General features: G+C 69.2%; 14 protein-coding genes. 12 read left to right on the top strand and 2 right to left on the bottom strand.

The features are described from left to right. Positions 1–373: 373 nt before the first annotated feature. The 7 genes from IG74_RS0137170 to IG74_RS0137200 all read left to right on the top strand — a co-directional run bounded on the left by IG74_RS0137170 (position 374) and on the right by IG74_RS0137200 (position 11,111). Positions 374–2,734: an ABC transporter family substrate-binding protein gene (locus tag IG74_RS0137170; RefSeq protein WP_030686468.1), complete on the top strand. Its 2,361-nt coding sequence runs from the start codon at positions 374–376 to the stop codon at positions 2,732–2,734. 143 nt (positions 2,735–2,877) lie between these two features. Further along, a complete protein-coding gene (typA, locus tag IG74_RS0137175) occupies positions 2,878–4,785 on the top strand; it encodes a translational GTPase TypA (RefSeq protein WP_030686469.1) in 1,908 nt (635 codons plus the stop codon). Positions 4,786–5,306: 521 nt separating this feature from the next. Next, positions 5,307–6,938 (top strand): peptide ABC transporter substrate-binding protein, encoded by a 1,632-nt coding sequence (locus tag IG74_RS0137180; protein ID WP_030686471.1) that lies wholly within the window; start codon positions 5,307–5,309, stop codon positions 6,936–6,938. Positions 6,939–7,018: 80 nt separating this feature from the next. Then, a complete protein-coding gene (locus tag IG74_RS0137185) occupies positions 7,019–7,945 on the top strand; it encodes an ABC transporter permease (protein ID WP_030686473.1) in 927 nt (308 codons plus the stop codon). Next, complete coding sequence (locus IG74_RS0137190; protein WP_030686476.1) at positions 7,938–8,900, top strand: ABC transporter permease; 963 nt, start codon at positions 7,938–7,940, stop codon at positions 8,898–8,900. Before IG74_RS0137185 ends, IG74_RS0137190 begins: the two co-directional genes overlap by 8 nt. An 11-nt stretch (positions 8,901–8,911) precedes the next feature. Beyond that, positions 8,912–9,964 (top strand): ABC transporter ATP-binding protein, encoded by a 1,053-nt coding sequence (locus IG74_RS0137195; protein ID WP_030686477.1) that lies wholly within the window; start codon positions 8,912–8,914, stop codon positions 9,962–9,964. Beyond that, on the top strand, positions 9,957–11,111 hold the full coding sequence (locus IG74_RS0137200; protein ID WP_030686479.1) for an ABC transporter ATP-binding protein: 1,155 nt from the start codon (positions 9,957–9,959) through the stop codon (positions 11,109–11,111). The genes IG74_RS0137195 and IG74_RS0137200 overlap by 8 nt, the downstream gene beginning before the upstream one ends. 113 nt (positions 11,112–11,224) lie before the next feature. Here IG74_RS0137200 and IG74_RS52395 read toward each other — a convergent pair whose 3' ends face one another. Next, the gene (locus IG74_RS52395; RefSeq protein WP_158857912.1) at positions 11,225–11,707 is read right to left on the bottom strand and encodes a hypothetical protein; all 483 of its coding nucleotides are present in this window, start codon (positions 11,705–11,707) and stop codon (positions 11,225–11,227) included. A 1,177-nt stretch (positions 11,708–12,884) separates the two neighbouring features. Between IG74_RS52395 and IG74_RS0137210 the strand changes: the two genes are divergently transcribed. The 5 genes from IG74_RS0137210 (at position 12,885) to IG74_RS0137230 (ending at position 18,545) form a co-directional block, all read left to right on the top strand. Continuing rightward, complete coding sequence (locus IG74_RS0137210) at positions 12,885–14,507, top strand: peptide ABC transporter substrate-binding protein (protein WP_030686482.1); 1,623 nt, start codon at positions 12,885–12,887, stop codon at positions 14,505–14,507. A 70-nt stretch (positions 14,508–14,577) separates the two neighbouring features. Then, entirely contained in the window at positions 14,578–15,501 is a 924-nt protein-coding gene (locus IG74_RS0137215) for an ABC transporter permease (protein ID WP_030686484.1), read from the top strand. Continuing rightward, positions 15,494–16,471 (top strand): ABC transporter permease, encoded by a 978-nt coding sequence (locus IG74_RS0137220; RefSeq protein WP_030686486.1) that lies wholly within the window; start codon positions 15,494–15,496, stop codon positions 16,469–16,471. The genes IG74_RS0137215 and IG74_RS0137220 overlap by 8 nt, the downstream gene beginning before the upstream one ends. 6 nt (positions 16,472–16,477) lie before the next feature. Continuing rightward, positions 16,478–17,530 (top strand): ABC transporter ATP-binding protein, encoded by a 1,053-nt coding sequence (locus tag IG74_RS0137225; RefSeq protein ID WP_234334571.1) that lies wholly within the window; start codon positions 16,478–16,480, stop codon positions 17,528–17,530. After that, a complete protein-coding gene (locus IG74_RS0137230; RefSeq protein ID WP_030686491.1) occupies positions 17,523–18,545 on the top strand; it encodes an ABC transporter ATP-binding protein in 1,023 nt (340 codons plus the stop codon). Before IG74_RS0137225 ends, IG74_RS0137230 begins: the two co-directional genes overlap by 8 nt. A 234-nt stretch (positions 18,546–18,779) precedes the next feature. Here IG74_RS0137230 and IG74_RS0137235 read toward each other — a convergent pair whose 3' ends face one another. Then, positions 18,780–20,978: a S9 family peptidase gene (locus tag IG74_RS0137235; RefSeq protein WP_030686494.1), complete on the bottom strand. Its 2,199-nt coding sequence runs from the start codon at positions 20,976–20,978 to the stop codon at positions 18,780–18,782. Between the last annotated feature and the right edge of the window lie 28 nt (positions 20,979–21,006).

Genomic DNA, 21,006 nt, shown 5'->3' on the forward strand with positions numbered 1-21,006 from the left:
CTCGGGCACCGGGCTGGCCGTCTCTCCCGCCCGCCCGCCCCTCCATCGCGCTTGCGCGCTCGTCCTCAAGCGCCGGACGGGCTGGATCTGTCGCCGTGCGCCCCCCCCGGACGCCAGGGGCGCCGCGTGCCGACGTTGGGCCGCACGGGTGGGTTCTGGGGGGTGGGTCGCCGTGTCGGCGGTGGGTGTTGCGGGTCGTCCCGTTCAGTGGGGGCGATACATGTGATCAGCTCCATATTTCACCCGTAACACCGCCAATCGTGCACACCAGCTGAAACGTCACCGCACACGGCACCACGTCACCAGTCCCGGCCCCCTCCCATCCCGCCCGTCAGGGCGCACCGCGGCCGGGCGAGCCCCGGAGGTACCCGTCATGCCCCACGACCGCGCCAGGCCGCCGCGACCGGTCCGCCCGAAGGCCACGGTCCGCTCCGCCGTGTTCCTCGCCGCCGGAGTCCTCGCGCTGCCCGCCCTCGCGGGGTGCGGCGCGGACGACGAGACGAGCACCCCCGCGGCCGCGCAGGACATCGCGCCCGCCGCGCGGGACCTGGTGGCCGACGGCGGCACGGTGAAGTGGGCCGTCGACGCGCTGCCGGAGACCTTCAACACCTTCCAGTCGGACGCCGACGACGCCACGTCCCGGGTGGCCGGCGCCGTCCTGCCCTCCCTGTACCGCCTCGACGGGCAGGGCCGCGTCCAGCGCAACCCCGACTTCCTGGAGTCCGCGAAGGTCGTCGAGCGCGAGCCCCGGCAGGTCGTGCTCTACAAGCTGAACCAGCAGGCGGTGTGGAGCGACGGCCGGGAGATCGGCGCGGACGACTTCGCCGCCCAGTGGCGGGCCCTGTCCGGCAAGGACAGCGCGTACTGGACGGCCCGCAACGCGGGCTACGACCGCATCGAGAAGATCGAGCGCGGCGCCAACAACCTGGAGGTGCGCGTCACCTTCGGCAAGGCGTACGCCGACTGGCGCTCGCTGTTCTCGCCGCTGTACCCGAAGGAGGTCATGGGTACCCCCGACTCCTTCAACGACGGCGCGCGCACCAAGCTGAAGGTCACCGCGGGCCCCTTCGCCCTCAAGGGCGTCGACCGGGGCGCGGGCGAGGTCACGCTCCGGCGCAGCCCGCGCTGGTGGGGAAGGCCCGCCAAGCTCGACGCGCTCGTCCTGCGCGAGGTGCCGCGCGAGCGCCGCGCCGCCGCGCTCGCCGCGGGCAAGGTCGACCTGGCCGACGTGGACGCCGACGAGGCGGGCCGGATCGCCCTCGCGGCCCGCGACAAGGGCGCCCAGGGCCCGCTCGCGCACGGCCCCGGCGCCCGGCTCACCCCCGCCGACGCCCTGCGCTCCTGGGCGGTCGCCCACGGCACGGACGAGGAGGCGGCCGCCGTCGAGCAGGAGGCGCGCGAGCGGACCGGCAAGGCCGTCGAGCGGTACGCCGACGAGCAGACGGGCCTGCGCGGCTACGCGGTCCGCAAGTCCCTCGAACCCGCCTACACCCAGCTCGCCCTCAACGGCGCCGAGGGCCCGCTCGCCGACGACCGGGTCCGCCGCGCGGTCGCCCGCGCCCTGAACCGCACCGAGCTCGCCGAAACGGTCCTGAAGCCGCTCGGCCTGCCCGCGACCCCGGTCGGCAGCCATCTGGCCCTGGCCGGTCAGGACGCGTACGCGGACAACAGCGGGGCGCTCGGCGACCAGGACACCGCCGAGGCGCGGGCGCTGCTCGCCGACGCGGGCTGGACGCCCGGCGGCCCCCTCAAGGAGAAGTACGAGAAGGAGAAGAAGGGGGAGGCGGCGGAGAAGGCGGCCGGGAGCGAGGCGGACGCCCGCGCGCGGGCCGACGAAGCCGACGGCGGCACGGACGGCGGCGGCACGGACGACGACACCTACATCGTCGGCGAGGACGACCATAAGCCCGGCGACAGCGGCACCTCGGTCCTCGCGCCCGCCCCCGCGGCCGCGTTCCAGCAGGCCGTCCTGGTCCGCCAGGCCGACGCCCTCACCGCGCCCCGCGACGCCGACAAGGAGCAGCGCAAGGACCCGGCCGGCCCGGCCAAGAAGCAGGCGCGCAAGCACACCGAGAAGCACGCCAAGGGCGGCGCGCCGGGCGCGTACGCCCCCAAGGGCACCGCCGCCCCGAAGCCGGGCAAGAAGGGGGCGGCCGCCGCCGGGCCCCTCGCCAAGGACGGCAAGCCGCTCACGCTCCGCTTCGTGCTGCCGTCCGGCGACGGCTCGCAGGCGCTGCGCGGCGTCGCCGACCGCATCTCCCGGATGCTGGAGCGCATCGGCGTCCGCACGGAGGTCGCGAAGGTCGCGGACGAGAGCTACTTCAAGGACCACATCGCGTCCGGCCAGTACGACCTGGCCCTGTACTCCTGGCCCGCGTCCGCCTTCCCCGCCACCGACGCCCGGCCGATCTTCGCCAAGCCGGTGCCCGCGGCGGACGGCTCCCTCAACGTCGAACAGAACTACACCCGCGTCGGCACCGACCACATCGACCAGCTCTTCGACCAGGCCCTCGCCGAGCTCGACGAGGGCGAGATGCGCTCCCTGGTGAAGAAGGCCGACGCCCGCATCTGGGCGGCGGCGGGCTCCATCCCCCTCTACCAGCGCCCCCAGCTGGTCGCCGCCCGCCCGCACCTCGCCAACGCCGGAGCCTTCGGCTTCGCGACCCCGCTGTACGAGGACATCGGCTTCCTGAAGCCCGGTGCCAAGCCCGGCGAGAAGCCCTCCGACGGCTGATCCCACGGCCCCGCCGGGCCGGTTCCGGCGGGGCCACGTAGAATGGGGTAAGGCCGTGGCGTGTGTCTGCCCGGCAGGGCGCGCGTACCAAAAGAGAAAAGTACGCGCAGCCTTCCACTCTTCCCGGGAGAAGCGCACCTCGCATGCCCACGCGCCACGACATTCGTAACGTCGCCATCGTCGCCCACGTCGACCACGGCAAGACGACCATCGTCGACGCCATGCTCAAGCAGGCCGGCGCCTTCGCCGCGCACGCCGCTGAGTCCCTCGACGACCGCATGATGGACAGCAACGACCTGGAGCGTGAGAAGGGCATCACGATCCTGGCCAAGAACACGGCGGTCAAGTACCACCCGAAGGACGGTGGCGAGCCGATCACGATCAACATCATCGACACCCCCGGCCACGCCGACTTCGGTGGCGAGGTCGAGCGCGGTCTGTCGATGGTGGACGCGGTCGTCCTCCTCGTCGACGCCTCCGAGGGTCCGCTGCCGCAGACCCGCTTCGTGCTGCGCAAGGCCCTTCAGCAGCGCCTGCCCGTCATCCTGTGCATCAACAAGACGGACCGCCCCGACTCGCGCATCGACGAGGTCGTCAACGAGACGTACGACCTCTTCCTCGACCTGGACGCCGACGAGGACCAGATCGAGTTCCCGATCGTCTACGCCTGCGGCCGTGACGGCGTGGCCTCGCTGACCAAGCCGGAGGACGGCACCGTCCCGGCCGACAGCACCAACCTGGAGCCGTTCTTCTCGACGCTCCTGGAGCACGTCCCGGCCCCCGAGTACGACGAGTCGGCCCCGCTCCAGGCGCACGTCACCAACCTGGACGCCGACAACTTCCTCGGCCGCATCGCGCTGCTCCGCGTGGAGCAGGGCGAGCTGCGCAAGGGCCAGACCGTCGCCTGGATCAAGCGCGACGGCTCGATGTCCAACGTGCGCATCACCGAGCTGATGATGACCGAGGCCCTCACCCGCAAGCCCGCGGAGAAGGCCGGCCCCGGCGACATCTGCGCCGTCGCGGGCATCCCCGACATCATGATCGGCGAGACCCTCGCGGACCCCGAGAACCCGATCGCGCTCCCGCTGATCACGGTCGACGAGCCCGCGATCTCCATGACCATCGGTACGAACACCTCGCCGCTGGTCGGCCGCGGCGGCACCGGCAAGGGCGCGGACGCCAAGTCCGCCGTCAAGGACCGCAAGGTCACCGCCCGCCAGGTCAAGGACCGTCTGGACCGCGAGCTGATCGGTAACGTCAGCCTCCGTGTCCTGGAGACGGGACGCCCGGACGCCTGGGAGGTGCAGGGCCGCGGCGAGCTGGCGCTCGCCATCCTGGTCGAGCAGATGCGCCGCGAGGGCTTCGAGCTGACCATCGGCAAGCCCCAGGTGGTCACCCAGGAGATCGACGGCAAGACGCACGAGCCGGTCGAGCGCATGACCATCGACGTGCCCGAGGAGCACATGGGCGCCGTCACGCAGCTCATGGGCGTCCGCAAGGGCCGCATGGACAACATGTCCAACCACGGCTCCGGCTGGGTGCGCATGGAGTTCGTCGTCCCGTCCCGCGGCCTCATCGGCTTCCGTACGGAGTTCCTGACGAACACCCGCGGTACGGGCATCGCGCACTCCATCCACGAGGGCCACGAGCCGTGGTTCGGCCAGCTGCAGACCCGTAACAACGGCTCGCTGGTCGCCGACCGCGCGGGCGCGGTCACGCCGTTCGCGATGATCAACCTCCAGGAGCGCGGCGTGCTCTTCGTGGAGCCCGGCACCGAGGTGTACGAGGGCATGATCGTCGGTGAGAACTCGCGCTCCGACGACATGGACGTGAACATCACCAAGGAGAAGAAGCTCACCAACATGCGTGCGGCTTCCGCGGACAACACCGAGAACGTGGTGCCCCCGCGCAAGCTCTCCCTGGAGCAGTCCCTGGAGTTCTGCCGCGACGACGAGTGCGTCGAGGTGACCCCGGAGGCGGTCCGCATCCGCAAGGTGAACCTGGACCAGCGCGAGCGCGCCCGTGCGGCGTCGCGCGCCAAGCACGGCTAGTAGCTCCTGGCGCGGCCCGGCCGCGCCGTAGGACCGACCTGGAGGCCGGTTCCTCGCCCACCCGCCGGTGGGGGAGGAACCGGCCTCCGGCGTATCCGGGGAGCGATCCTCCCGCGCGTCCGGGGAGCGATAGCGTTGCCGTCGCGGAGCACCTGCGCCGGGGCCCCTTCGGCAGCCGCGCGGCAACCGGTTTTTGCCCACGATCTGTCCGCTATACGGACTCTCTTGACCGTTAGATGGGTAACACGTCCGTTTCGCAACCATCTATCTGGGATCGGTTTGTCCGGATTTTGGAAGTTGTACTGGCCAGGTGTGATTGAACCGAGACCAAAAGGGTGTGGTCGGGCCGTATCTCATGGCTAATAGTTGACCGCGTATAGCTCGGGTCAATGGGTCACGCGCTGTGGGGAGCGCCGACTCACGAGCACACTGGGGTACTCGATCTTCGTCGGCAGGGGTGTCGACGCTGCTTCACGTACCCCCTCTTGTAGTGAACAAGTGGACTCATGAGGAGGAACCCCATGCGTGGTGCCAGGAGCGCCAAGTGGGTTGGGGGCGCGATTGTGATCGCCCTTGCCGCGACGGCCTGTGGTGGTGGCGACAGCGGCAGTGACGACAAGAACCGGGCGATCGACAAGAACGGCACCTTCGTCTACGCGAGTGGCGAGCCGCAGAACCCGCTTCAGCCGGCGAACACCAAGGAGGCGTACGGAAGCGACGTCATCCACACGCTGTTCACCGGTCTCGTCGACTACACGCCGGGCACCGGCAAGCTGGTCAACATGAACGCGGAGTCGGTGACGCCGTCCAAGGACAACAAGACCTGGACGGTCAAGCTCAAGCCGGGGTGGAAGTTCCACAACGGCGAGGCGGTCACCGCGAAGTCGTACGTCGACGCCTGGAACTGGGCGGCCTACACGCCGAACAACCAGACCAACAGCTCTTGGTTCGCGGACATCGAGGGTTACACCGACGTCCACCCCGAGAAGGGCAAGCCGAAGACCGACAAGATGTCGGGTCTGAAGGTCAAGGGCGCCAACGAGTTCACGATCACGCTGACCACGGGCATCCCGTACTACGCGTACAAGCTGGGCTACGAGGTCTTCTCCCCGCTGCCCTCGGGCTTCTTCAAGGACCCGAAGGGCTACGGCGAGAAGCCGGTCGGCAACGGCCCCTACAAGTTCGCCAGCTGGGACCACAAGAAGTCCATCAAGGTCACCCGCTACGACGGCTACCAGGGCCCGAACAAGGCCAAGAACGGTGGCGTCACCTTCAAGAACTACGCCTCCTCCGAGGGCGCGTACAAGGACCTGGTGTCGAACAACGTCGACTCCATGAACCAGGTTCCCGAGGGTGAGCTGGCCAACTATCAGGAAGACCTGGGCGATCGCGCGATCAACCAGGACTACTCGATGATCCAGACGATCGCGTTCGCCCGCTACACCAAGCAGTGGAAGAACATCGACGTCAAGGTCCTCCAGGGCCTGTCGATGGCGATCGACCGCGACACCATCATCAAGACGGTCCTCAACAACACCCGTGAGGCCGCCACCGGCTGGGTCGCCAAGGACGTCATCGGCTACAAGGCCGGTGCCTGTGGCGAGTACTGCAAGTACGACCCGAAGAAGGCCAAGGACCTCATCAAGGCCGGCGGCGGCGTCCCGGACAACAAGGTCTCGATCCAGTACAACGCCGACCAGCCGCACAAGGGCTGGGTCACCGCCGTCTGCAACAGCATCAAGCAGGCGACCGGCGTGAACTGCGTCGGCGACCCGAAGACCGACTTCCAGGCCGACACGCAGACGCGTGACGCCAAGAAGGTCAAGTCGATGTACCGCTCCGGCTGGGTCCTCGACTACCCGTTCAACGGCAACTTCCTGCGTGACCTCTACGGCACCGGTGTCGGCGGCAACCAGTCCGGCTTCTCGAACAAGGACTTCGACAAGCTGACGGCGAAGGCCGACAAGGCCCCGACCACCGAGAAGTCCGCGGAGCTCTACAACGAGGCCGAGACCAGCCTCCAGAACAGCTTCCCCTCCATCCCGCTCTGGTACGGCAAGCTCCAGACCGGCGCCTCCACCAATGTCACCGGCGTGAAGTTCGACCAGCAAGCAGCCCCGATCTTCACTGAAGTCCAGGTGTACAAGAAGTAGTTCGCGAGGGCTCAGTCCGTGGTGCCGGCCGGTGATCCCGGCCGGCACCACGGGCGGCTTCGCACAGGACGGAGGCTTCCATGGGGCGCTACGTCGCGCGGCGACTGCTCCAGATGATCCCGGTCTTCATCGGGACCACTCTTCTCATTTTCTTGATGGTCAACGTGCTTCCCGGCGACCCGGTACGGGCGCTGTGGGGGGACAAGCCGCCGGACCCGGCGCAGATGGAGGCCATTCGCCACCAGCGCGGTCTCGACCTGCCGCTCTGGGAGCAGTACCTGCACTACATGAAGAACCTGGCCGTCGGTGACCTGGGCACCAACATCGGTGGCCGGCCGGTCGGCGACATCCTCAGCCAGGCGTTCCCCGTCACCGTGCGGCTCGCCCTCCTCGCCTTCGGCATCGAGATGGTCCTCGGCATCGCCCTCGGCATGCTCGCGGGCGTGCGCCGCGGCCGTGTCGTGGACAACCTGATCCTGGTCTTCACGCTGCTCGTCATCTCGATTCCGGTGTTCGTGCTCGGCTACATCGTCCAGACGGTGTTCGGACTGCAACTCAAATGGACCGAGCCAACGGTCCAGGACGCCACGGACATCACGCAGCTGATCCTTCCGGCGATCGTGCTCGGCTCGCTCTCCCTCGCGTACGTGGCGCGTCTGACGCGCACGAGCATCGCGGAGAACCTGCGCGCCGACTACATCCGCACCGCCGTCGCCAAGGGCCTGCCCAAGAGCCGGATCATGACGCGCCACCTGCTGCGCAACTCGCTGATCCCGGTGGTGACCTTCCTCGGCACCGACATCGGCACCCTGATGGGCGGCGCGGTCGTCACGGAAGGCATTTTCAACGTGCCGGGCGTCGGCAACACTCTGTTCGACGGTCTCATCCGCCGTGAGGGCCAGGTCATCGTCGGCACGGTGACCATCCTGGTGCTCGTCTATCTGGCCATGAGCCTGATCGTTGACCTGCTCTACGCGGTCCTGGACCCGAGGATCCGTTATGCCTGACGTCACCAAGACCACTCAGCAGGACGCGGCCTCCGACGTCGCGGCCAAGGCCACGGCGGCCACCGAGAGCGCGGCGGGACCGGCGCCCGGCAAGCCCCGCTCGCTTGCCGCGGACGCCTGGCGGGACCTGCGCCGCAACCCGTTCTTCGTGATATCCGCGCTCCTCATCGCGGTGCTCGTGGTGATCGCGTTCTTCCCGGGCCTGTTCACCAGCGCCGACCCGACCAAGGGCGACCTGCGCAACCACTTCCTGGAGAAGCCGAGCTACACGCACTTCTTCCAGCCGGAGTGGTTCGGCTACGACGTCCAGGGCCGGTCCATCTACGCCCGCGTGCTGTACGGAGCCCGCAACTCGATCACCGTCGGCATCTGCGTCACCATCGCCGTCACCATCATCGGTTCGATCCTCGGCATGCTCGCCGGCTACTTCGGCGGCATCTGGGACGCGATCATCTCGCGGATCACCGATGTGTTCTTCGGCATCCCGTTCCTGCTCGGCACCATGGTCGTGATGAACGCCGTGACCGACCGCACGGTGTGGACGGTGGTCGGCGCCCTCGCGGTGCTCGGCTGGACCCAGATCACCCGCGTCATGCGCGGTTCCGTGATCACCACCAAGCACTCCGACTACGTGGTCGCCGCCAAGGCGCTCGGCGCGAGCACCTGGCGCATCCTGATCCGGCACATCCTGCCGAACGCGGCCGCACCCGTGATCGTCGTCGCGACCATCGCGCTCGGCGGCTACATCACGGCCGAGGCGACCCTCTCCTTCCTGGGCCTTGGCCTGTCGGACGACGCGATCTCGTGGGGCAGCGACATCTCCGATGCCGCCAAGCAGCTCCGCAACGATCCGTACATCCTGTTCTTCCCGGCCGGCATGCTGAGCCTGACCGTCCTGGCCTTCATCATGCTGGGCGACGCCGTGCGCGACGCCCTCGACCCCAAGCTGCGCTGAGGGAGGCGTACGTGACCACCATCGAGAAACAGGCGGACGTGCCCGCCCCGCGCAGCGCCGAGCAGGCGCCCCTCCTCGAAGTCCGGGACCTGCACGTCGAGTTCCACACGCGCGAGGGCGTGGCCAAGGCCGTCAACGGCGTCAACTACACCGTGGAGCCGGGTGAGACGCTCGCCGTGCTCGGTGAGTCGGGCTCCGGCAAGTCCGTGACCGCGCAGGCGATCATGGGCATCCTCGACATGCCGCCGGGACGCATCCCGCAGGGAGAGGTCCTCTTCCGCGGCCAGGACATGCTGAAGATGTCCAACGAGGAGCGCAGGAAGATCCGCGGCCGCAAGATCGCGATGATCTTCCAGGACGCGCTGAGCTCCCTGAACCCGGTGCTCAGCGTGGGCTACCAGCTGGGCGAGATGTTCCGGGTGCACCAGGGCGCCAGCCGCAAGGAAGCCAAGGCCAAGGCCATCGAGCTGATGGACAAGGTCAAGATCCCGGCGGCCAAGGAGCGGGTCAACGACTACCCGCACCAGTTCTCGGGCGGCATGCGCCAGCGCATCATGATCGCGATGGCGCTCGCCCTGGAGCCGGACCTGATCATCGCCGACGAGCCCACCACGGCCCTCGACGTGACGGTCCAGGCGCAGGTCATGGATCTGCTCGCGGAGCTCCAGCGCGAGTACAACATGGGCCTGATCCTCATCACCCACGACCTCGGCGTGGTCGCGGACGTGGCGGACAAGATCGCCGTCATGTACGCGGGCCGGATCGTGGAGACGGCACCGGTGCACGAGCTGTACAAGCGCCCGGCGCACCCGTACACGCGGGGTCTGCTCGACTCGATCCCGCGCCTGGACCAGAAGGGCCAGGAGCTGTACGCGATCAAGGGGCTGCCGCCCAACCTTCTGAAGATCCCCTCGGGTTGCGCGTTCAACCCGCGCTGCCCGAAGGCGCAGGACATCTGCCGCACCGAGATCCCGAAGCTCGCCCCGGTCACGGAGCGGGACGGCGGGGAGCTCGTGGGCCGCGGCAGCGCGTGCCACTTCTGGAAGGAGACGATCCATGGCTGAGAACCTCAAGAAGGACGCCCCGGACGTCACCGACGCCACGCCGAACGTCACCGAGGTCGAGACGGTGGACGCGGCGACGCCCGAGGAGGCCGTCGCGGCCATCGAGGCCCCCGCCGAGCGCGGCGAGCCGATCCTCCAGGTCCGCAATCTGGTGAAGCACTTCCCGCTGACCCAGGGCATCCTGATCAAGCGCCAGATCGGCGCGGTGAAGGCGGTCGACGGGATCTCCTTCGACCTCTACCAGGGCGAGACCCTCGGCATCGTGGGCGAGTCGGGCTGCGGCAAGTCCACGGTCGCCAAGCTCCTGATGACCCTGGAGCGGGCCACCGCGGGCGAGGTCTTCTACAAGGGCCAGGACATCACCAAGCTGTCCGGCCGGGCCCTGAAGGCCGTGCGCCGGAACATCCAGATGGTGTTCCAGGACCCGTACACCTCGCTCAACCCGCGCATGACGGTGGGCGACATCATCGGGGAGCCCTTCGAGATCCACCCCGAGGTGGCCCCGAAGGGCGACCGGCGCCGCAAGGTCCAGGACCTCCTGGACGTGGTGGGCCTCAACCCCGAGTACATCAACCGCTACCCGCACCAGTTCTCCGGCGGTCAGCGCCAGCGCATCGGCATCGCCCGCGGCCTGGCCCTGAACCCCGAGATCATCATCTGCGACGAGCCGGTCTCGGCCCTGGACGTGTCCGTCCAGGCCCAGGTCATCAACCTGATGGAGAAGCTCCAGGACGAGTTCAACCTGTCCTACGTCTTCATCGCGCACGACCTGTCGATCGTCCGGCACATCTCGGACCGCGTGGGCGTGATGTACCTCGGCAAGATGGCCGAGATCGGCTCCGACGAGCAGATCTACGACCACCCGACGCACCCGTACACGCAGGCGCTCCTCTCGGCCGTCCCGGTCCCCGACCCGGAGGCCCGCGAGGGCCGCGAGCGCATCATCCTCACCGGCGACGTGCCGTCCCCGGCCAACCCGCCCTCGGGCTGCCGCTTCCGCACCCGCTGCTGGAAGGCGCAGGACAAGTGCGCCGAGGAGATCCCGCTGCTCGCCATCCCCGAGCGCTTCAAGGGCGTGGACACCCCGGCCGCCCACGAGTCGGCGTGCCACTTCGCGGAGGAGAAGGACGTGGTGCACGCGGCGTGAGTCGGCACCGCGCCGCACTACGCGACTGTTTGTGATCGGCCTTCAGCAATTTGAAAGGCGCTCGGCTGGATTTCTCCAGCCGAGCGCCTTTGGGTGTTCCAGGTCGCTATACCTCAGACGACCTTTCCGTTGCTCACTCTGAATTCAGACCCCAGCATGTTGCACTCGACGAACTTCTTCTTCTTTGCTCTGTACGTGCATGTCTTCACCCAGAGTGTGCTGTTTTCATAAAAGTCCTTGCCGCAGTAGGCCCAGGTGCCAGCGCCGTGCTTGTTGACGCATACTCCCTCTCGATACGGACTACCGTTGCGGTAATTCGTCCACCGTATCGCGACGGAGTAACCGTCTCTGGCTGTGTCGGCGATCCAGAACTTGTCACCGTCGGCCTGGAAGGCGCCGACACCGCCAGCATGCCCGAATTTTCCAGCCCCTTGCCACCACCAGCCGCTGCTCGTGTACCTGGGGTCTTCTCCCCGATGGTATGTGGCATTGTTTCTTTCATAGGTAACGGCTGCGGCTGGAGACGCGGAAGCGAACCCAAGCGCGAGGCTGAAAAATACAGCTCCGGCAGCGCCGGAGGCGGTGCGCACCCTCATGTACCTCTACTCTCTTTTCGTGCCTGAAGACAATGAAATGAATATTGCGGTCGTGTCACATGGTTGCAGCTTGCACACGTTGAGTCAAGATTACTCTTCTGTGGTTTTGGCAAGATATCCCCTTGCTGTTCCAGTGTGGATGGCCTAGGAGTAGGCGCGACGAATAGTGCGGGGAGTGCTAATCGGGTCTGTATGGCGCTCCACTCATCTGGAACATCGGCGCCAGGCTGCTTCTTTAGGCCACCTGATCGCTGGTCGGCGCGTGTCGTTGGCTGATGCCCAGGGGGTACGGCTTTGAGTCGTTACTGCCGGACCGGGCCCTCGGCGGGGTGAAGGGTGACGGGATCGTCGGCAGGTGATCGACACGATCGCGTTCAAGTGCCGCACCGGAACACCGCGGATGGACTCACCCGAGTGTCGGGCTTCATCGCCCTGCTCACCTCAGTGGACTGATCGTCGAGATCCACCTTGCTGTGGGCGGCCGCTGACATTTGTCCTCACCCCGGCCGGGCCGGTGGCGCTCCCGCATTGGATGAGCAGGTCAGGATCCGCTTACGGGTGCCCCGGCGGATCGGCCGTGCCGTGGTGCCCTGGCGCTGTCCTGGCTGACAACGTGTACTTGCCCCCGTCGACCCACCATTCCCCGGGCGACGTGGAATCTGGACGGTGACCCGCAGTCTGCCGATCAGGTCCGCGAGTCGAAGGTGACACGGCAGCCGCAGCCGCCGCCCGCCATCCTTCGGCTGAGAGGCTTGCGAACAGTGCGACCCCGTCGGGCGCGGCATCGGCAAGCTCAAGCACTGGCGCGGCCCGGCTGCCCACTTTGACAAGGCCCAGCCGGGCTCCAGCGTGCCGCCGCCCTCATGCGGTCGGCAAGGTGATTCGAAGGAGACGGCCCAGCGCCTGCGTCGCGTTTGCTGGTAGCGGCCGGATAGAAGCCTTCGGGTGGCGTCCGGGCGCGGCGGCCGTCGAGAGAGGGCCCATCAGGCTGTGCGGCCTTGGCTTTTTAGAGGTAGGCCGTAAGGAGGCGTGCCATGGGCGCCCGGCCCTGCGGATACGTACATCCGGAGGGCCTCCTCCCTCATACGGCCGGGCTAAATGTGCCGCTTGCTCCCCATAACGCGATATTGGCGATAGTGCGCGCGGCAGGCGCGCGGCGGAGGCGAGGAGGCAGTTCATGCGTGGAGCCACGCACGCCAAGTGGGCCGCTTGTGCGGCGGCGGTCGCGCTCGCGGCGACAGCCTGTGGTGGCGGGGGCGGTGGCGGCGACGGCTCCGGGGTCGTGAGCTCCTCCTGGGGCGATCCGCAGAACCCGCTGGAGCCCGCCAACACCAACGAGGTGCAGGGCGGCAAGGTCCTCGACATGATCTTCCGGGGGCTCAAGCGGTACGACCCGAAGACCGGCGAGGCCAAGGACATGGTCGCGGAGTCCATCGAGACGGAGGACTCGCGGACCTACACCGTCAAGGTCAAGGACGGCTGGAAGTTCAGCAACGGCGAGGCCGTCACCTCGAAGTCGTTCGTGGACGCCTGGAACTACGGGGCGCACCTGAAGAACAACCAGAAGAACGCCTACTTCTTCGGCTACATCGAGGGCTACGACAAGGTCCACCCGGAGAAGGGCGACCCGAGCGCGGACACCCTCTCGGGACTGAAGGTCGTCGACGCGCGGACCTTCACCGTCAAGCTCTCGCAGAAGTTCTCCACCTGGCCCGAGACCCTCGGCTACCCGGCCTTCGCACCCCTGCCCAAGGCGTTCTTCGACGACCGCGCGGCCTGGCTCGCCAAGCCCGTCGGCAACGGCCCGTACAGCATCAAGTCGTACCAGAAGGGCTCCAAGATGGAGCTCCGGAAGTGGGACGCGTACAGCGGCGACGACAAGGCGCAGAACGGCGGCGTGGACCTCAGGGTCTACACCGACAACAACAGCGCCTACAACGACCTGATGGCGGGCAACCTCGACCTCGTCGACGACGTCCCCGCCGCCCAGCTCAGGAACGTGAAGAACGACCTCGGCGACCGCTACATCAACACCCCGGCCGGCATCATCCAGACCCTGTCCTTCGCGTTCTACGACAGCAAGTGGAGCAAGCCGGGGATGGAGAAGGTCCGCAAGGGCCTGTCCATGGCCATCAACCGCGAGCAGATCACCGACACGATCTTCCAGAAGACGCGGACGCCCGCCAAGGACTGGACCTCGCCCGTGCTCGGCAAGGACGGCGGCTACAGCGACAGCATCTGCGGCGACGCCTGCAAGTACGACGCCGAGCAGGCCAAGAAGCTCGTCGCCGAGGGCGGCGGCATCCCCGGCGGCACCCTGAAGATCTCGTACAACGCGGACACCGGCTCCCACAAGGAGTGGGTGGACGCCGTGTGCAACTCCATCAACAAGGCCCTCGGCAACAACAGGTCCTGCGTCGGCAACTCCGTCGGCACCTTCGCCGACTTCCGCAGCCAGGCCTCCCAGCAGAAGCTCGACGGCGCCTGGCGCGCGGGCTGGCAGATGGACTACCCGCTGATCCAGAACTTCCTCCAGCCGGTGTACTACACCGACGCCCCGTCCAACGACGGCAAGTACAGCAGCAAGGAGTTCGACAAGCTCGTCGACGAGGCCAACGCCGAGACCGACACCGGCAAGGCCGTCTCCACCTTCCAGGACGCGGAGAAGGTGCTCGCCAAGGACATGGCGGCGATCCCGCTCTGGTACCAGAACGGCAGCGCCGGCCACTCGGACCGGGTCTCGGACGTGGCGCTGAACCAGTTCAGCGTCCCCGTGTACGCGGAGATCAAGGTCAACTGAGCCGCGCGGAGCGGCCGTCCGGTCCCCAGGACATCCCGGCGGCTGCTCCCCCTACCTCCGGAGCCAGCCCATGGGGCGATATGTGATCCGGCGCCTGCTGCAGATGATCCCGGTCTTCTTCGGCGCCACGCTGCTGATCTTCCTGATGGTGAACGTGATGGGCGACCCCATCGCGGGCCTGTGCGGCGACCGCAAGTGCGACCCCGCGACGGCCGCCCAGCTGAAGAAGGAGTTCGGCCTCGATAAGCCCGTCTGGCAGCAGTACGTGACCTACATGGGCAACGTCTTCACCGGCGACTTCGGCACCGCCTTCAACGGGCAGAAGGTCACCGAGCTGATGTCGACCGCGTTCCCCGTGACCGTCCGGCTCACGCTCGTCGCCATCGTCTTCGAGATCGTCATCGGCATCAGCCTCGGCGTGCTGACCGGGCTGCGGCGCGGCCGGCCCATCGACACCACGGTGCTCCTGATCACCCTGGTCGTCATCTCGGTCCCGACGTTCGTGACCGGTCTGCTGCTCCAGCTGCTGCTCGGCGTGGAGTGGGGCGTCATCAAACCGGCCGTGTCGTCCGAGGCGCCCGTGGACGAGCTGATCGTGCCGGGCCTCGTGCTCGCCTCCGTCTCGCTCGCCTACGTCACCCGGCTCACCCGGACCTCCATCGCCGAGAACCGCCGCGCCGACTACGTGCGCACCGCCGTCGCCAAGGGCCTGCCCCGGCGCCGCGTCGTGCTGCGGCACCTGCTGCGCAACTCCCTCATCCCGGTCGTCACGTTCATCGGCACCGACGTGGGCGCGCTCATGGGCGGCGCGATCGTCACCGAGCGCATCTTCAACATCCACGGCGTCGGCTTCCAGCTCTACCAGGGCATCCTGCGGCAGAGCACCCAGACCGTCGTCGGCTTCGTGACCGTGCTCGTCCTCGTCTTCCTGGTCGCCAACCTCATCGTCGACCTCCTGTACGCCGTACTCGACCCGAGGATCCGCTATGCCTGAACCCCAGGAGCCCCAAGGCGCCATCGCGGGGACCGGCGCGGGCGGCGCGATGGACCTCGCCGCCAGCGAGGCGACGACGCTCGCCCCCGGCGCCCCCGGAAGCCCCGGCGGCGGGCCCACCGCGCCCGCCCGCAGCCTGTGGTCCGACGCCTGGCACGACCTGCGCCGCAACCCCGTCTTCATCCTCTCGGGCCTGATCATCCTGTTCCTCGTCTTCATCTCCCTGTGGCCCTCCGCGATCGCCTCGGGCGACCCGCTGGACTGCGACCTCGCCAACGCCCAGAAGAGCTCGTCGCCGGGGCACCCCTTCGGCTTCGACGGCCAGGGCTGCGACGTCTACACCAGGACCGTCTACGGGGCCCGCGCCTCGGTCACCGTCGGGGTGTGCGCCACCCTCGGCGTCGCCTTCCTCGGCAGCGTGCTCGGCGGGCTCGCCGGGTTCTTCGGCGGCGTCTGGGACGCGATCCTGTCCCGCATCACCGACATCTTCTTCGCCATCCCGGTGGTGCTCGGCGGTCTCGTCCTGCTCTCCGTGGTCACCTCCAGCACCGTCTGGCCCGTCATCGGCTTCATGGTGCTGCTCGGCTGGCCGCAGATCTCCCGCATCGCCCGCGGCTCGGTGATCACCGCCAAGCAGAACGACTACGTGCAGGCGGCCCGCGCGCTCGGCGCCTCCAACTCCCGGATGCTGCTGCGCCACATCGCGCCCAACGCGGTCGCCCCGGTCATCGTCGTCGCCACCATCGCGCTCGGTACGTACATCGCCCTGGAGGCCACGCTCTCGTACCTGGGCGTCGGCCTGAAGCCGCCGACGGTCAGCTGGGGCATCGACATCTCGGCCGCGTCCGCGTACATCCGCAACGCCCCGCACATGCTGCTGTGGCCCGCCGGTGCCCTCGCCGTCACCGTGCTCGCGTTCATCATGCTCGGCGACGCGGTGCGCGACGCCCTCGACCCGAAGCTGAGGTAGGCGCCCATGGCACCCACGGCACCCCCGGAACCCGCAGCGGCCGCCGAAGCCGCCGCGGCCCCGCAGGCCAAGCTGCTCGAAGTGCGCGACCTGCACGTGGAGTTCCGCACCCGCGACGGCGTCGCCAAGGCCGTCAACGGCGTCGACTACGCCGTCGCGGCGGGCGAGACGCTCGCCGTGCTCGGCGAATCGGGCTCCGGCAAGTCCGTCACCGCGCAGGCCATCATGGGCATCCTCGACATGCCGCCCGGCCGCATCACCGCGGGCGAGATCCTCTTCCAGGGCCGGGACCTGCTGAAGCTCAAGGAGGACGAGCGGCGCAAGGTGCGCGGCGCGGGCATGGCCATGATCTTCCAGGACGCGCTCAGCTCCCTGAACCCCGTGCTCAGCGTCGGCGACCAGCTCGGCGAGATGTTCGTCGTGCACCGGGGCATGTCGCGCAAGGACGCCCGCGCCAAGGCCGTCGAGCTGATGGACCGCGTGCGCATCCCCGCCGCGCGGGAGCGCGTCGGGCAGTATCCGCACCAGTTCAGCGGCGGCATGCGCCAGCGCATCATGATCGCCATGGCGATGGCCCTGGAACCGGCCCTGATCATCGCCGACGAGCCCACCACGGCCCTGGACGTCACGGTCCAGGCCCAGGTGATGGACCTGCTCGCGGAGCTGCAACGCGAGCTGAACATGGGCCTGATCCTCATCACCCACGACCTGGGCGTGGTCGCGGACGTCGCCGACACCATCGCCGTCATGTACGCGGGCCGCATCGTCGAGAAGGCCCCGGTGCACGAGATCTACAAGGCGCCCGCGCACCCCTACACACGGGGCCTGCTGGAGTCGATCCCGCGCCTGGACCAGAAGGGCCAGGACCTCTACGCCATCAAGGGCCTGCCGCCCAACCTCACGAACATCCCGCCCGGCTGCGCCTTCAACCCGCGCTGCCCCATGGCCCAGGACGTGTGCCGCACCGACGAACCGCCGCTCGCCCAGGTCACGTACGAGGGGCTCGCGGGGGAGCGGCACAGCGCCTGCCACTTCTGGAAGGAGTGCCTCCGTGGCTGAGCCCATTCTGGAAGTGCGCGGCCTCGTCAAGCACTACCCGCTCACCCAGGGGATCGTGCTGAAGAAGCAGGTGGGCGCCGTCAAGGCCGTCGACGGCGTGGACTTCGACCTGCGGCGCGGGGAAACCCTCGGCATCGTCGGGGAGTCCGGCTGCGGGAAGTCCACCGTCGCCAAGATGCTCGTCAACCTGGAGCGGCCCACGGCGGGCGCGATCCGCTTCAAGGGCGAGGACATCGCGGGGCTCTCCGGCCGGGCCCTGAAGGCCGTCCGCCGGAACATCCAGATGGTGTTCCAGGACCCCTACACGTCCCTGAACCCCCGCATGACCGTCGGCGACATCATCGGCGAGCCCTACGAGATCCACCCCGAGGTCGCGCCGAAGGGCTCGCGCCGCACGAAGGTCCAGGAACTCCTCGACGTGGTCGGGCTCAACCCCGAGTACATCAACCGCTACCCCCACCAGTTCTCCGGCGGCCAGCGGCAGCGCATCGGCATCGCGCGCGGGCTCGCCCTCCGCCCGGAGGTCATCGTCGCGGACGAGCCCGTCTCCGCGCTCGACGTGTCGGTGCAGGCGCAGGTGGTGAACCTCCTGGAGCGGCTGCAGAGCGAGTTCGAGCTCTCCTACGTCTTCATCGCCCACGACCTGTCGATCGTGCGGCACATCTCCGACCGGGTCGGGGTCATGTACCTCGGCCGGATCGTCGAGGTCGGCACGGACGCGGAGATCTACGAGCACCCGACGCACCCCTACACGCAGGCGCTGCTCTCCGCCGTGCCCGTGCCCGACCCCGAGGCGCGGGAGCACCGCGAGCGCATCATCCTGAGCGGGGACGTGCCCTCGCCCGCGAACCCGCCCTCGGGGTGCCGGTTCCGCACGCGCTGCTGGAAGGCCCAGGAGCGCTGCGCCCTTGAGGTCCCGGAACTAGCAGTCCCCGCGGAGTTCCGCCTGGCCACGGGCCCTGCGGCGCATGATTCGGCGTGCCATTTCGCGGAGGAGAAACACGTGGTGCCGTAGCCCGCGCGGGTGCGCCCCCCGGGCTGGATGTTCCAGCCTCTCCGGCGTTTGAGGAGCGGGGTCTGGGGCGGAGCCCCAGGCCGGGAAGGGGCGTCCCACGCGGGTCGGTAACAGGGCGGCAACCCCGGCGACTCCAGAAGGTAAAGAGAGCGCGCCAGCCTGGTGGCGTACGGCCGTGCGGGTGCCGTTGGACCGGCCGGGGAATGCCATGTGACCCCGGCCGGTCGTCACCGCCTACAGGCCGAGGGACCGCTTCAGGAAGTCGACCTGGAACAGCAGGAGGTTCTCCGCGACCTGCTCCTGGGGCGTCATGTGCGTGACCCCGGAGAGGGGGAGCACCTCGTGCGGCCGCCCGGCCGCGAGCAGCGCGGAGGACAGCCGCAGCGAGTGCGCGACGACCACGTTGTCGTCGGCGAGGCCATGGATGACCAGCAGCGGCCGGTGCGGCTCGGCGGCGTCGACGAGCCCTTCGTCGGCGACCAGGGAGCTGGTGCGGTAGGCCTCGGGCGAGGTGTGCGGGTCGCCCAGGTACCGCTCCTGGTAGTGCGTGTCGTACAGGCGCAGATCCGTCACCGGTGCCCCGGCCACCGCCGCGTGGAAGACGTCGGGGCGGCGCAGGACCGCCATCGCCGAGAGGTAGCCGCCGAAGGACCAGCCGCGGATGGCGACGCGGTCCAGGTCGAGCGGGAAGCGCTCGGCGAGCGCGTGCAGGGCCTCCACCTGGTCGTCGAGGGTGCGGGTCAGATCGCCCTTGACGGCCTTCTCCCAGGCGGGCGAGCGGCCCGGCGTCCCGCGTCCGTCGGCGACGACGACCGCGAAGCCCTGGTCGGCGAACCACTGCGAGGTGAGGAACACGTTCCGCGCGCTGAGCACCCGCTGGGCGTGCGGGCCGCCGTACGGATCCAGGAGGACGGGGAGCCGCGTTCCGGTGGACGGGTCGTACCCCGTCGGAAGCAGGACGGCGCACGGAATCCTCTGTGCGCCCCCCTCGGTGAGCGTCACGCGCGGGGTGAGCCCCGGCTGCTGCGCGTGGGAGACGACGGTCGCGATCTGCTTGCCGTCGCGCAGCACGCGGACCCGTGAGCCGTAGTGGTCGAGCGTGGCCGAAACAAGCACCGTGACGTCGCCCGCCCGGACCGCCGAGTGCACCCCGGGCTCCTGCGAGACCCGCTCCACGCCGAGCTCGTTGACGCGGTAGACGTGCACCTCGCCGAGGGCCTGCTCGGTGGCGGCCTCGCCCGCCGACGCCGAGACCAGCACCGAGTCGTCGGTCACGTCGAGCACGGCGCGGACGTGCAGCTGCGGTCCCGTCAGCGGCCGTTCGCCGACCGCGAGGACCCGCGCGCCGCCCTCGTCCGCGATCCGCACGAGCTGCCCGCTGGGGGACCAGCAGGGCACGCCGGGGAACAGTTCCAGCCAGTCCTCGTCCTCGTCGGCGTGCACCATCCGCGTCGCCCCGGTGCCGGGGTCCACGGCCAGATACAGCGCGCTGCGCTGGTCCCGGGCCTGGACGAGGAGCAGCGGCGCCCCGCTCGCCGACCAGTGCACGCGGGCCAGGTACGGATAGCGCTCGCGGTCCCAGACGACCTCCGTACGGCTGCCGTCGAGGCCGATCACGAAGAGCCGCACGTCCGCGTTGGGCGTGCCCGCCGCGGGGTACGCGACCTGCTCCGGCTCCCGCTCCGGATGCGCGGGATCGGCGATCCACCAGCGCCGCACCGGGGCGTCGTCGACCCGCGCGACCAGGAGCCGGTCGGACTCCGGCGACCACCAGAAGCCCCGGGAGCGCTGCATCTCCTCGGCCGCGATGAACTCGGCGAGCCCGTACGTCACCGTGCCGGCCTCGTCGCCCGTCGGCTCCGCGAGCGCCCGGTCCGCCCCGCCGTCGGCGCCCGTGACGCGCAGCGCGCCCTCGGCGACGTACGCGACGTGCCGGCCGTCCGGCGACGGGCGCGGGTCGATCACCGGTCCCGGCACGGGCAGCTCGCGCGCCGTGCCCGCGCGCAGCTCAGCGGCGAAGAGACGGCCCGAGAGGGCGAACGCCGCCAGCTCCACCGCCGCGTCCGTGGCGTACCCGACGACTCCGGCACCGCCCTCGCGGCTGCGCTCCCGGCGCGCCCGCTCGGCGGCGGAGAGGTGCTCGGCCGAGCCGCCGAGCAGGGCCTGCGGATCGGCGGCGACGCGCTCCACGGGCGACCCGTCGGCGGCGAGGTCGAGGACCCACAGCTGGTTCGCGCGGTCCGTGCCGGACGCGGAGCGGACGAAGACGACGCGGGAGCCGTCCGGCGCGATCGTGAACGCGCGCGGCGTCCCGAGGGAGAAGCGCTGCGTACGGGCGTGCCGGCGCGGGAACGAAAGCCGCTGCGCGGCGGCGCCCGGCGTGGTCTCGGGCCGCTCGGAGTTCTCGGCGGTCTCGGGGTTCTGGGTGGTCATCCTCCGAGCCTAAGTGTGATGCGCCCCC

The sequence above is a fragment of the Streptomyces sp. NRRL B-1347 genome (assembly GCF_000720325.1).
Taxonomy (GTDB): domain Bacteria; phylum Actinomycetota; class Actinomycetes; order Streptomycetales; family Streptomycetaceae; genus Streptomyces.